This window comes from Colwellia sp. BRX8-4, assembly GCF_014077345.1.
Classification (GTDB): domain Bacteria; phylum Pseudomonadota; class Gammaproteobacteria; order Enterobacterales; family Alteromonadaceae; genus Colwellia_A.
In genome coordinates, this window is record NZ_JACGVS010000021.1 from 26,528 (window position 1) to 40,402 (window position 13,875).

Below are 13,875 nucleotides of genomic sequence, written 5' to 3' on the forward strand. Positions count from 1 at the left end.
TAACTATTTTAAAATTTATCTTAATCATATAAGGTCATTGTGGCGTGATTCCAGCTTTATTCAAAGCACTTTTTATCAATTATCAAGATTAACTGTTTAAGTTAATCTTTTAACGCTTATCAAAACCCTTTATATAAACTATAATATGCGCGATTTTTCTTCCATTATTTTAACTGCGAAAACGCAACTAAAATAAAACTAAACTGGTGATTACGTTTATGACGATGTTGATGAAAACCCTTCGCGGCGCTCCTGCTCTTTCAGACTTTCGAGTTAAAAAGTTATTGGCTCAATGCGCTGAATTAGAACTTCCTGTGACAGATATTTATGCTGAATTCACACACTTTGCACATATTTCAGCTGATCTTAGCGACGAAGAGTTTCAAGTTTTACAGCAACTTCTTAAGTATGGACCAAACATTGAAGAACATGAACCTGTTGGTCAATTTTTATTAGTTACTCCGCGTCCGGGTACTATTTCTCCTTGGTCTTCAAAATCAACAGATATTGCTCATAATTGTGGTCTAGCGAAAGTTAACCGTTTAGAACGAGGTATTGCTTATTATATTACCAGCAAACCTTTGGATGCAAAGCTGCAGGCTCAACTCAATCATTTAATTTCAGATCGAATGATGGAAACGGTCTTTACTGAGATGTCAGCAACGACTGCGCTTTTTGCGACGGCTGAACCTAGTGAATTAACCGTTATAGATATTGAAAATGGTGGTAAAAACGCATTAATGGCTGCTAACGTCGAATTAGGCTTAGCGCTAGCAGAAGATGAAGTAAATTATTTATTCGAAAACTTTACCAAGTTAGGTAGAAACCCACACGACATCGAACTCTACATGTTTGCTCAAGCAAACTCTGAACATTGTCGTCATAAAATATTCAATGCTGACTGGACTATTGATGGTGTTAAACAGCCGAAGTCGCTGTTTAAAATGATCCGTAATACCCATGAAATAAACCCTGACTTTGTCTTAAGTGCCTATAAAGATAATGCTGCCGTTATGGTCGGTAATAAAGGTGGTCGTTTCTTCCCTAATCCAGCAACCAACGTTTATAGTTATCATCACGAAGACATTCAAATTTTAATGAAAGTTGAAACGCATAATCATCCAACAGCTATTTCTCCTTACCCTGGAGCAGCAACAGGCTCAGGTGGTGAAATTCGTGATGAAGGCGCGACAGGCATTGGTTCCAAGCCCAAAGCAGGTTTAGTGGGCTTTTCAGTATCAAATTTACGCATTCCTAATTTTGTTCAACCCTGGGAAACTGATTTTGGTAAACCAGATCGTATCGTTTCAGCATTAGACATTATGTTGGAAGGTCCTTTAGGCGGAGCGGCATTTAATAATGAATTTGGCCGTCCAGCTATTTTAGGTTATTTCCGTACTTACGAAGAAGAAGTTAACTCGTTTAATGGCTCAGAGGTTCGTGGTTACCATAAACCCATCATGCTAGCCGGTGGTTTGGGTAATATTCGTGACGAACACGTACAAAAGCGTGAAATTATTGTTGGTGCTCACTTAATCGCACTTGGTGGTCCGGCAATGAATATCGGTTTAGGTGGCGGAGCAGCATCATCAATGGCTTCTGGCCAATCAGCCGAGAACCTCGACTTTGCTTCTGTGCAACGTGAAAATCCTGAAATGGAACGTCGTTGCCAAGAAGTTATCGATAAGTGTTGGCAGCTTGGCGAAGACAACCCTATCGCTTTTATTCATGATGTTGGCGCAGGTGGTTTATCTAATGCATTCCCTGAATTAGTGTCTGATGGCGGTCGTGGCGGTGTTTTTGAACTGCGTAATGTTCCTAATGATGAACGCAGCATGGCTCCTCATGAAATCTGGTGTAACGAATCTCAAGAACGTTATGTTATTGCAGTATCAGACAAGAATTTAGCAACGTTTGAACAAATATGTCTTCGTGAACGCGCACCATTCTCAGTGGTAGGGCGTGCAACCGAAGAGGAACACTTAACGGTTACTGATGCACATTTTTCTGGTAATGCTAAATGCGATACCCCGATTGATTTGCCGCTTGAAGTCTTATTAGGCAAAACGCCTAAAATATTTAAAGATGTCGCCACAGCTAAAGCAGCGGGTGATGTGTTCTCTTTAACGGATATTACCTTAGCGGATGCCGCGGACCGCATATTGTCATTACCGACAGTTGCAGAAAAAACGTTCCTGATCACCATTGGCGATCGCTCGGTAACAGGTATGGTTAATCGTGATCAAATGGTTGGCCCTTGGCAAGTACCTGTCGCCGATTGTGGTGTAACCGCCTCTGCGCTTGACTCTTACCATGGCGAAGCGATGTCTTTGGGTGAACGTACACCGGTCGCATTATTAAACTTTGGCGCTTCTGCTCGTTTAGCGGTCGCTGAATCACTAACTAATATTGCCGGTACAGATATCGGTGATTTAAACCGTATTAAATTGTCTGCTAACTGGATGTCACCCGCAGGTCACCCAGGTGAAGATGCTGGTTTATACGAAGCGGTTAAAGCCATAGGCGAAGAACTTTGTCCTGCGCTTGGCTTAACTATTCCGGTTGGCAAAGACTCAATGTCAATGAAAACCAAATGGGAAGATAACGGCGAAGAAAAATCAGTCACTTCACCTATGTCATTAATCATTACTGCTTTTGGTGTTGTTGAAGATATTCGAAAAACAGTCACCCCTGAGTTAAGAATAGATCAAGGCGAGACTCGAATTCTAGCTATTGATTTATCAAAAGGTAAAAAGCGCTTAGGTGGCTCATGTTTAGCACAGGTTTATAAGCACTTGGGTAATGAAACCCCCGATGTAGATTGTCCTGAAACCTTAAAAGGCTTCTTTAATGCTATGCAAACCTTGGTTCGTGATGAAAAGCTTATTGCTTATCACGATATTTCTGATGGTGGTTTATTCACAACTGTCGTTGAAATGGCTTTTGCTGGTCACACCGGTGTTGATATTGATCTAACAAAATTAAGCTCAGTTTCAGGTAATGACATTGACGTATTGTTTAATGAAGAGCTCGGTGCTGTTATTCAAATTCGTGAAAGCGATGTCGCAGCGATTGATGCTATTTTAGCGGCTCATGGAATTTTAGATTGTTGTACTGATATCGGCCGCATTAATAACGAAGATACGCTTCGCTTTAGCCGTGATGGCAAGGTAGTACTTGAAAATTCTCGTACTTACTATCGTACCGTCTGGGCACAAACCACCTACAGAATGCAGTCACTGCGTGATAACCCTGAATGTGCTCAACAAGAACATGATGTTAAGTACGATACCGAAGACCCAGGTTTACATGCTGAGCTTACTTTTGATATTAATGAGGATATTGTTGCTAAGTTAATTGCACAAGATTCATTGCAGGGCACTAACCCTAAAATTGCGATATTGCGTGAGCAGGGCGTTAACTCTCATGTTGAAATGGCGGCCGCTTTTGACCGTGCTGGTTTTGTTGCCATTGACGTGCATATGTCTGATATTTTATCAGGGCGTGCCGATTTAGCTGACTTTAACGGTTTAGTCGCTTGTGGTGGTTTCTCTTACGGCGATGTATTAGGTGCTGGCGAAGGTTGGGCAAAATCTATCTTGTTTAACAAAGATGCTAAAGCCATGTTCAAAGCCTTTTTCGAACGCCAAGATACTTTTACTTTAGGTGTTTGTAATGGTTGTCAGATGTTATCTAACCTGAAAGAAATTATTCCAGGTTCAGCAGCGTGGCCACATTTTGTACAAAACAAATCTGAACGTTTTGAAGCACGTTTCTCATTAGTTGAAATTCAAGAAAGCCCTTCAGTATTATTTAAAGGCATGTCAGGTTCTCGTATGCCGATTGCTGTTTCTCATGGTGAAGGTCATGCAGAGTTTAGTTCTGAAGAAGCCATTGGCGCAGCCAATGATTCTGGCACGGTTTCAATGCGTTATGTTGATAACTATGGTCAAGTTACTGAAACTTACCCAGCTAACCCGAACGGCTCGCCAGACGGTATTACCGCCCTAACCACAACAGACGGCCGTGTTACTATTATGATGCCACACCCTGAGCGTGTTTTTAGAACGGTTGCAAACTCATGGCACCCAGATGAATGGCAAGAAGACTCACCTTGGGTACGCATGTTCCGTAATGCGCGTGCTTTTATTGGTTAATTTTTTTGAGTGTGTCTAGTTAAAAATAAAGCACTTAACCATTTAATACCGTTCACTTAAGGTGAACGGTATTTTTTTGTCTAAAATTATTTTAATCAGAAAATTATTTATAGGGTTGTTTTAATAAGAAAATAATTTTTGCTCAGTGGTGTGGTTTATTTGCATGGTTATTAGATTGCTTTAATGCTAACAAGTCACAATGTAAGTTATTTAAAACATAATCAAGCGTGTGACCTTTAATTCTAGATAACCATCCTTGGTGTTCCCCATATCCCATAACCACAACATTCGCATTATATTTATTTGCTAAAGATGGAATAATATCATCGGCTAATCCTTCCTCAACGTGTAAATTTTCACCTTTAAAATGATAGGGTTTAACGAATGATGTTAGATGATCTAAATGATTTTTAGATTGTTTCATTGACTTCATTGGCTGAAAGGAAACACTGCAACTTTCTAAATAACAATTAAACAAATGAATATCACTCATTAATAGTTTTGCTAAATCAGATGATTTTTCAATAATTTCATTATTAAATGTTTTATGCGTTACGGTATTTTCCTCTGTTTCAATAGCCGCTAGTACATTGCCATTATTTAACCATTGATGGTCACCAACGAATAAAACTGACGTATCTGAAACACGTAATAAATGCGTATACTCTGCTTGTTCAAACGTCCAAAGGTGTGGTGCTTTTTTTAGGTTTTCTGCTACCACCAAGTCATACTGATTTTCCTTTAGTTGCTTTTTTAGCGTGATAAATTGATCGCGCTCCTCGCGTATTTTATAGTTAATAGAAATACCTTCTTGTTTGGCAAGATGAATTAAGCTATTAATTTTTTCTTCATTATCTAACTCAGTTGTTGTTTTATGATTAAGCCAGCGTTCATAGCGAGAAGGTTTTTCTTTTGTTGCTAAAACAGTGACGCGAGCGTGATTATTTTTAGCCAAAAGTATCGATTTTTTTAGTGAAATTAAATCGCTCGTTCTAGGTTTAACTAGCGTTAATATATTTGAGAAGCTATCCATGGAAGTGTCTCCAGTTACTTTAAAAGCAAATAATTAAATATAGTTTATTTATGAAAATAGGTTATGTAGCCACAAGACTTATTTAAACTTAAAAAGGAAGGATTTATAATAAAATAATCATAAAAAGTAGAACATATATACAGATTTTAATTGTTGATTTTAGTTTATTGAAAATATTAGCGTTAATTGTAAAATTAATTATAAAGCGTAATTTTACTTAACTGCTTTGATTTCAATTTATTTAACTTATCGACAATAGTGTAAAAATATAGGTACGGAAAATAGCATGCTGACTATAATTGTTGTTGCACTTGCAATATCTGTACAGTGTTATATCCTGCTAGCTATTGGTATTAAATAAAATGGATAAATCTCGATGCAAGATCATGACTCAAGCCCGCTCACCGATTACATTGAATACCCTGTTGAAGAAATGCGCTTGCGTTCTGAAAACTTCTACTTGGATATAAAGCGTCGCCATAGCATTCGCAATTTTAGCGATCGCCCTGTGCCTAAAGAGATTATAGAAAACTGTATAAAAGCGGCTGCAACGGCGCCAAGTGGTGCTAATCATCAACCTTGGCACTTTGTCGCTGTGCATAGTAGCGATATAAAAAAGAAAATTAGAGAACAGGCTGAATTTCATGAACGAGGCTTTTATGAAGGCCGAGCAGGTGAAGAGTGGCTAGGTGCTTTAAAAGCGCTCGGCACAGATGCTAATAAACCTTACTTAGAAAATGCACCATGGCTTATCGCCATATTCAGCCAAAAGAAAGGTGGCATAAGTTCAACAGAGAAAAACACTAACTATTATGTTCATGAATCTGTTGGGATCGCGACGGGCTTTTTAATTAATGCCTTGCATACCTCTGGTTTAGTGACGCTAACCCATACACCAAAACCTATGTCTTTTTTAAGTAAAGTGTGTGGACGTCCAGAAAATGATCGCGCTTATATGTTACTTATTACCGGCTATCCAAGCGAAGATGCTACTGTGCCTCAGCATGCTTTAGTTAAAAAACCACTGAATGAAATTGCGACTTTTTTGTAGTCCTTATTTTAAAACCCCGAGGTACTCTCATTACTATATCTGCCAGAAATAAAGCGTTTAGACTAACGAAAGAAATAGCTGAACCCTTAGATTTAACCAAGCACTTACCGTTTAGAGTCGCGGTTGTTAGCAATTTACTCGCTTTAAATCGTGACTGGAAAATTCGTGAACTCTGTGATCTAGAACCCAGAGAAATGCGCGTTCTATTAAATATTGGCTCATACATGCCGATTAAATCAGCGGACATTGCTTATCAATCTCGTATTGATTCTTATAATGTTAGTCGTGCAGTAAAAGCATTAGATAAAAAAGGTTTAATCGACATTCGTCGAGATGAAAAAAGTAAAAACATTAAAATTTTAGCCCTAAATGACCAAGGTAAGGCGTTATATCAACAGCTTACTACCGCGATGGAGTTGCGTTCAAAAGAGCTTGAAAGTGTTTTAACCGCTGATGAAACTAGTGCTTTTTATAATACGCTCAGTAAAATTGAAGATAAAGTCGAACAATTACTAGCGAAACAAGCGCTCACTAAAATAGCGCGAGGTGAAGATGCTCCTGGCGATCAAAAAGAATTAATTCGTTGGTACAAAAAAGGGCGAAGTGGTGATGTGGGTTAAATAGCGCTGATGTAAAATTTTTACCCGTTCAACATAAATTTCAGTTTCAGGGAAAGGGGGCACGCCGTTATACCTTTTAACAGCACCTTCGCCTGCGTTATAGGCCGCTGAAACTAACGTAATATTACCACCGTACTTTCTTATTAAACGTGCTAAATGTTTACTGCCTGCGCTAATATTTTGTTTAGCATCGAATGAATTCCTAACGCCTAACGCTTTAGCTGTTGCCGGCATTAACTGCATGAGCCCTTGTGCGCCAGTTTTAGACAAAGCTTGTGGGTTAAAGTGTGATTCGGCATGAATGACCGCAAGAATAAGGGCAGGGTCAATTTTATAAAGCTTTGCCTGTTGATTGATGGTTGATCTGAAGTGATCAATAAATAAACGCGTGTTATGCCAGTTAACCATAGCGTTAAGTTTACAGGCAAAGCAACCTATGCTGATCTGTTGATAACTTGAGGTACTAGGGGGAATATCAGAAAAAGAGCTGATGCCTTTTTCTGATTGATATTGGTAAACTCTCACACTATCTTCTGCAATGGCATGATGAGTGAAGCACATAAATAGGAACAATAAGCCGCAAGATAATTTCAATAAAACGCTCTAGATTGAAGTAACAATAATACTGAGTATAGCGCTTATTTTTGTACTAACTTCGCTTGCTGTTTTAGTGCTCTTTTCTCAGCTCTGCGGCGTTTAAAAAAAGCGGACAGTAATTGGCTACATTCTTCTGCCATAATGCCACAAGACAGCACAATTTGATGATTATGCTTTTCATCAGACAATAAATTAAAGGCACTACCTGCAGCGCCTGTTTTTAAGTCTGGCGTCGCGTACACCACGCGTTTAATTCGGCTATGTACCAATAAACCAGCACACATTGGGCAAGGCTCCAATGTTACATAGAGCGTACAGTCGAGCAGACGGTAGTTTTGTAAAGCTAAGCCAGCTCGGCGTATCGCAACCATTTCAGCGTGGGCTGATGGGTCGTTAAGTGTAATCGACTGATTGTAGCCTTCACTTATCACTTGATTATTAGCGACAACCACAGCACCAACGGGGATTTCGTTAATCGCTTCTGCTTGTTGGGCAAGCTCAAAAGCTCGTTGCATAAACACTTGGTCTAATGCTTGTTGTGCTTCACTATCCATCACTATAAAAACATCTCGAGTAAGTCATTTAAATAGCGATGACCTAATTTACTGACTTGCCAAGTGCCATCATTGTTTTCTTGCATCAATTGTTTTTGTTTAGCGATTTGCAATGTCGGCAAGACAGTTTCAATTGATAAGCCTGTTCTTTGTTGATATTCCGTTAAGCTAAAACGTTCATGTAAGCGCAGTCTGTTCATCATATATTCAAAAGGTAATTCTTGTGCACTGACTTCAACTAAATGATCTAAGTGTGGACGACTCTCGTCTAAGTAACCTTTAGGGTGTTTTACTTTGATGGTACGGAAAATTTTACCATTAAGTGGATCTGTTATTTTGCCATGTGAGCCACAGCCAATGCCCAGATAATCACCAAACTGCCAGTAATTGATATTATGCTGACATTCAAAACCGGGTTTACTGTAAGCCGATATTTCGTATTGCTGATAACCCGCGGCAGCTAATAAGGCGATACCTTGATCTTGAATATCCCAAAGTACTTCGTCTTCAGGCAACTTAGGCGGGCGAGAATGAAAAGCGGTATTGGGTTCTATTGTTAACTGATACCAAGATAAATGGGTTGGATTCAGTGAAATAGCGGTGGTTAAATCATCAAGGGCGTTAGCAATGTTTTGCTGTGGTAAGCCATGCATTAAGTCAAGATTAAAGGTTTTTATACCACAAGAATAAGCCAACTCGGCTGCTTTTTTTGCTTGGTTACTGTCATGAATTCGACCTAATTTTATTAGTTTGTCAGATTCAAAACTTTGTACACCAATCGATAGTCTTGAAACACCACCATTAAAGAAGCCAATAAACTTTTCAGCTTCAACGGTGCCTGGGTTCGCTTCTAACGTTATTTCAATGTCATCTTTATGTGAGAAGCGCGCAAGGACTTGGGTTAATAAACTTTCAATCGCCTGTGCAGAAAATAAGCTCGGTGTACCACCACCAATAAAAATAGTGTGTAATGGGCGATCACTTAGAGAGAACTTGGCGATATCTGCATCTAAATCATCAATAAGATGTTTTACATACTCTTCTTCTGGAACCGCTGATTTCAAAGCATGTGAGTTAAAATCACAATATGGGCATTTTTCAACACACCAAGGGATATGGATATATAAAGAAAGCGGGGGCGCTTGTAGCATTATTATTTAACACCAAAATGTTGTACAAGCTTAGCAAGTGCTTGGCCGCGGTGACTTAAACTATTTTTTAAATCGCGAGGCAATTGTGCTGAAGTTTGTTGCTGTAGCTCTTGCCAAAAAATAGGATCATAACCAAAACCTTGTTCGCCCAATTTTTCATGGGTAATTGTGCCTTCCCAAACGCCATGACAAATTATCGGCGTTGGATCGTGCTCGTGTTTCATATAAACCAGCACACAATGAAATCGAGCGGTACGTAGTTCATTAGGTATATTCTCTAATGCTTTTAACAGTTTATCAGTATTGTCACTATCACTAGCGTTTTCACCCGCGTAACGCGCCGAATAAACCCCCGGTGCGCCATTTAATGCATCAACCTCTAAACCTGAGTCGTCAGCGATTGCCGGTAAGCCCGTTATTTTAGCTGCATGACGCGCTTTAATGATGGCATTTTCAACAAAAGTAGTGCCTGTTTCTGCCACTTCACTGACATTAAATTCACTTTGGGGTTTTATTTCAATGCTATGTGCGGCTAATAAATGGCTAAGTTCTTTAACTTTACCTGGGTTGCCTGTGGCTAATACGATGGTTGACATTTTGTACCTTGAGCGTGTAGAAATGAAAAAGTAAAATCAGGTAAAACCTGATTTTATATATTAATTATTTGTATGCAATTAGTGATTAATCAACATAAAATTTCTGTTTGAATTTAAGCTGGTGGGTTTCTTTGCCGTCACTAATGGTGATATCAAAGTAAAAGGTTTCTTCGTTGGTGTAATTAACTTGTGCTAAATAATAAATAGCATCACCTTCTTTTACTTCGTCAAATTCAAGGGTTTTGATTTGACCAATATCATTTCGAGCTTTTCCTTGAATAGTTACTGCTTTAGCTGGCGTTGACGGTTTAGTATCGTCTAAAACCGAAATATTAATTAAACCGTTAAAACGACTACGTTCAATATCATAAGCTTTTGCTACTTTTGGTGTTAAAAATGTGGCATTTATTGCCATATAATGAACTTGCATCGAACCCAATTTTTTCATGTTTTCAGCAAAAACGTTACTGACTAGGGTCAATGAAACTAAAATAATAAATAAACAGGTTTGAAAGATATTTTTCATAATGTGTTCCTTTTTGTTTTAATGATCCATACATTTAATAAGACAGGTTTTATAGCCAAATTATTACAAAACCTGTTTTATTGTTTCTACGTTATTATAGCATTGCCCAACCTGGAATGGCGCCAGATAGGAAAATATTAATTACGTTTAGTAATAAGAAAGCAATAAGTATAGATAAGTCTAAACCGCCAATGCTGGGTACAATACGTTTTATCGGTTTTAAAAACGGTTCAGTTAACTGCTGGAAGATAGCTTGCGTAGGGTTATAACCCTGAACTACCCAGCTCATTAATGCCATAACGAGCATTAACATAAATAGCAATACACCCGTTTGTTTAATTAAATAAATAAGACCTAAGTATAGCGCCGAAATAATATTGATATCTCCACCATTAAGTAATGGGATAAGAATAAACTTTAACGCTGCTACGGCAAAAGCTAACAACAATGTTGATACATCAATACCACCAAAACCAGGTATAACGCGGCGAAGCGGAATAACGGCTGGGTTGGTAACTTTTACAATAAACTGGCTTAACGGGTTATAAAAATCAGCACGGACCAATTGTAACCATACACGTAAAACTAACAACATTAATAATGCGTCAAAGGCAAAGCTCAGCAAATAATTAATGGCTTCCATCTACTTCTCCAAAACTTAATAATTAATAAAATTCAAACGTATTAAACGTTATTTTGCGCCATTTCTTTAGCGCGATGCAATGCACTGTTCATTGCATTTGTTACTATTTTATCCAAACCATCATCTATAAAAGAATTAATAGCAGCATTGGTTGTACCACCTTTTGAGGTGACCTTAGCGCGTAATTCACTGATTGGAATATCGTTGTTTACCACCATTTGCGCAGCACCTAAAGCGGTTTGCTGCACTAATTCACGGCTTTCTTTTGCTGAAAAACCTAACGCTATCGCTTGTTTTTCCATTGCTTCCATAAACAAAAAGAAATAGGCAGGCGCTGAGCCAGAAACTGCGATAATATTGTCAATTTCATCTTCAGTGGCTAACCACTTGATAATACCTACCGAACTCATTAGTTCTTCGGCAACCTGTTTTTGTTGAGTATTAACATTTTCGTCGGCATATAAACCAGTAACACCTAAACCAATCTGCGAGGGGGTATTGGGCATAGTACGAATAATGCCACAAGGTTTAGCTAAGGCTTTTTGCATTTGTGCAACAGTGCAGCCAGCAGCAACGGAAATAAAGCACTTGTTGCTAATATCAATTTCTTGGCTGATTTTTTGGCAAACCTCAGCAATAAAGTGAGGTTTAACACCAAGTACAATAAAATCTGCAAAATTAGCCGCAACGATATTGTCTGCTGTTTCTTTAATACCAAGTTGCTCTTGTAAAGCCAGTCGCTTCTCAGGTGAAGGGTTTGATACGATAATATCTTGATTGGCAAAGCCTGTGTTTACTAAGCCAGAAATAATTGCGCCATTCATGTTACCAGCGCCAATAAAAGCAATTTTTGTCATGAAATACCTATGATAAATAAGAATGTGAATATTTTAACTATTGTAACGAATTATACTTAAAGAAAGTGAAATAGATTGTATCCGAATATAACTATTTATCTTCTCTAGCGCCAAAAATGGCTGAGCCAACTCTGACCATAGTCGAACCTTTGGCAATAGCGTCACTCAAGTCACCTGACATGCCCATCGATAAAGTATCCATACTAGGATGTTCTTTTTTTAATTGCGTATAAAGTTGCTGCATTTTTTCAAAACTTTGTTCAGAGGCATTTTTCTCAGGGATAGCCATTAAGCCGCGAAGGGTTAAATGTGGGCAATGCTCAATACAATCAACTAACGCTTTAATATCTTTAACGGCTATGCCAGACTTGCTTTCTTCGCCACTAATATTGACTTGTAAACAAACGTTGAGGGGAGTATCTTGGCTAGACCTATGATCATTAAGGCGTTTTGCTACTTTAATGCGGTCAACACTATGTACCCAAGCAAAGTTATCAGCAATTAATCGTGTTTTGTTTGACTGTATAGGACCAATAAAATGCCAAGTAATGTCTGACAAACTTTGTAATTCTGCTATTTTTTCAACGGCTTCTTGAATATAGTTTTCACCAAATTCTCGTTGGCCCGCTAAATAAGCTTGTTCGATCATGGTACTAGTTTTGGTTTTACTTACCGCGAGTAAGGTCACCTGTGAAGATGGACGTTTTGCTAGCTCGCAAGCATTAAAAATTTGCAGATTTATCTTAGCAAGATTATCTTTAATGGGTGTCATATTGTTTTGTGTCAATTTAGTTTCAACTTACTTTATATTATAAAAAATAATTATTAAGAGGTCTTTTTATGGATATTACCGAATTACTTGCCTTTAGTGTGGAAAATAATGCATCTGATCTACATTTATCTGCAGGCACTCCGCCTTCAATTCGTGTTGACGGTGACGTACGTAAACTCAATATCCCAGCATTTGACGAGAAAGATGTTAATGCTCTGGTCTATGATATTATGAATGATCGTCAACGCAAAGAGTATGAAGAAAATTTAGAAGTCGATTTTTCTTTTGAAGTGCCAAATTTAGCACGTTTTCGTGTCAATGCTTTTAATCAAAATCGTGGCCCTGCAGCGGTATTTCGTACTATTCCAAGCAAAATATTATCCTTAGATGATTTAGGCTGTCCTGATATCTTTCGTGAAATTTCTGATATACCTAGAGGCTTAGTTTTAGTCACGGGCCCAACAGGCTCAGGTAAATCAACCACTTTAGCGGCTATGGTCGATTATATTAATAACAACAAACACGATCATATTCTTACCATTGAAGATCCTATTGAGTTTGTTCACGAAAACAAAAAATGTTTAATAAACCAACGTGAGGTTCATCGCGATACACTAAGTTTTGAAGCTGCTCTGCGCAGTGCTTTACGTGAAGACCCTGATGTTATTCTTGTTGGTGAAATGCGCGACTTAGAAACCATTCGTTTAGCGATGACAGCGGCGGAAACCGGCCACTTAGTTTTTGGTACTTTACATACAACCTCTGCACCAAAAACCATCGACCGTATCATTGATGTTTTCCCCGGTGAAGAGAAATCTATGGTGCGTTCAATGTTATCAGAATCACTTCGTGCGGTTATTTCACAAACCTTGATTAAAAAAGTGGGTGGGGGTCGTGTTGCCGCTCATGAGATAATGTTAGGTGTTCCTGCAATAAGAAATTTAATTCGTGAAGACAAAATAGCGCAGATGTACAGTGCCATTCAAACCGGTATGTCTCATGGTATGCAAACCATGGATCAGTGCTTGCAAGGTCTAGTGAATAGAGGCTTAATAACTAAGCAAGATGCGATGGAAAAAGCAGTGGATAAAAATCAATTTAGAGGTTTCTAAAGCCAGCTCAAACCATGGGTATCTATTGCTTGCAAGGTCTAGTGAATAGAGGCTTAATAACTAAGCAAGATGCGATGGAAAAAGCAGTGGATAAAAATCAATTTAGAGGCTTCTAATTTAGAGGTTTCTAAAGCCAGCTCAAACCATGGGTATCTATTGCTTGCAAGGTCTAGTGAATAGAGGCCTGATAACTAAACAAGATGCGA

General features: G+C 38.5%; 13 protein-coding genes. 4 read left to right on the top strand and 9 right to left on the bottom strand.

Annotation, left to right across the window (positions count from 1 at the left end; translation table 11 throughout):
* Window positions 1-230 precede the first annotated feature (230 nt).
* The gene (purL, locus tag H4J56_RS15780; protein WP_182222231.1) at window positions 231-4,157 is read left to right on the top strand and encodes a phosphoribosylformylglycinamidine synthase; all 3,927 of its coding nucleotides are present in this window, start codon (window positions 231-233) and stop codon (window positions 4,155-4,157) included.
* Window positions 4,158-4,299: 142 nt separating this feature from the next.
* Here purL and H4J56_RS15785 read toward each other — a convergent pair whose 3' ends face one another.
* Window positions 4,300-5,190 carry a universal stress protein gene (locus H4J56_RS15785; RefSeq protein ID WP_182259588.1) on the bottom strand — a complete coding sequence of 297 codons (891 nt, stop codon included), beginning with the start codon at window positions 5,188-5,190 and terminating at the stop codon, window positions 4,300-4,302.
* A 376-nt stretch (window positions 5,191-5,566) separates the two neighbouring features.
* Here H4J56_RS15785 and H4J56_RS15790 point away from each other — a divergent pair, with 376 nt between their 5' ends.
* Together H4J56_RS15790 and H4J56_RS15795 are read left to right on the top strand one after the other, a co-directional pair.
* Window positions 5,567-6,241, top strand: a complete 675-nt coding sequence (locus H4J56_RS15790) for a nitroreductase family protein (RefSeq protein WP_182213965.1) — start codon at window positions 5,567-5,569, stop codon at window positions 6,239-6,241.
* Between the two features lie 161 nt (window positions 6,242-6,402).
* Window positions 6,403-6,861 carry a MarR family transcriptional regulator gene (locus tag H4J56_RS15795; protein WP_310733846.1) on the top strand — a complete coding sequence of 153 codons (459 nt, stop codon included), beginning with the start codon at window positions 6,403-6,405 and terminating at the stop codon, window positions 6,859-6,861.
* On the opposite strand, the gene H4J56_RS15800 is transcribed toward H4J56_RS15795, so the two are convergent.
* From H4J56_RS15800 to H4J56_RS15835, 8 genes are all read right to left on the bottom strand, one after another.
* A complete protein-coding gene (locus H4J56_RS15800; RefSeq protein WP_182230161.1) occupies window positions 6,817-7,455 on the bottom strand; it encodes a lytic transglycosylase domain-containing protein in 639 nt (212 codons plus the stop codon). The genes H4J56_RS15795 and H4J56_RS15800 overlap by 45 nt on opposite strands.
* 44 nt (window positions 7,456-7,499) lie before the next feature.
* Complete coding sequence (gene tadA, locus H4J56_RS15805; protein ID WP_182230160.1) at window positions 7,500-8,012, bottom strand: tRNA adenosine(34) deaminase TadA; 513 nt, start codon at window positions 8,010-8,012, stop codon at window positions 7,500-7,502.
* Between the two features lie 2 nt (window positions 8,013-8,014).
* On the bottom strand, window positions 8,015-9,163 hold the full coding sequence (hemW, locus tag H4J56_RS15810; protein ID WP_182230159.1) for a radical SAM family heme chaperone HemW: 1,149 nt from the start codon (window positions 9,161-9,163) through the stop codon (window positions 8,015-8,017).
* A gap of 2 nt (window positions 9,164-9,165) precedes the next feature.
* Window positions 9,166-9,759: an XTP/dITP diphosphatase gene (locus H4J56_RS15815; protein WP_182251344.1), complete on the bottom strand. Its 594-nt coding sequence runs from the start codon at window positions 9,757-9,759 to the stop codon at window positions 9,166-9,168.
* Between the two features lie 85 nt (window positions 9,760-9,844).
* Window positions 9,845-10,285 (bottom strand): DUF4426 domain-containing protein, encoded by a 441-nt coding sequence (locus H4J56_RS15820; RefSeq protein WP_070374257.1) that lies wholly within the window; start codon window positions 10,283-10,285, stop codon window positions 9,845-9,847.
* 94 nt (window positions 10,286-10,379) lie between these two features.
* A complete protein-coding gene (locus tag H4J56_RS15825; protein WP_070374256.1) occupies window positions 10,380-10,928 on the bottom strand; it encodes a YggT family protein in 549 nt (182 codons plus the stop codon).
* A gap of 41 nt (window positions 10,929-10,969) precedes the next feature.
* Complete coding sequence (proC, locus tag H4J56_RS15830; protein WP_182251343.1) at window positions 10,970-11,785, bottom strand: pyrroline-5-carboxylate reductase; 816 nt, start codon at window positions 11,783-11,785, stop codon at window positions 10,970-10,972.
* Between the two features lie 91 nt (window positions 11,786-11,876).
* Complete coding sequence (locus H4J56_RS15835; RefSeq protein ID WP_182251348.1) at window positions 11,877-12,557, bottom strand: YggS family pyridoxal phosphate-dependent enzyme; 681 nt, start codon at window positions 12,555-12,557, stop codon at window positions 11,877-11,879.
* Window positions 12,558-12,625: 68 nt separating this feature from the next.
* Between H4J56_RS15835 and H4J56_RS15840 the strand changes: the two genes are divergently transcribed.
* A complete protein-coding gene (locus H4J56_RS15840) occupies window positions 12,626-13,669 on the top strand; it encodes a type IV pilus twitching motility protein PilT (protein ID WP_070374253.1) in 1,044 nt (347 codons plus the stop codon).
* Window positions 13,670-13,875 lie beyond the last annotated feature (206 nt).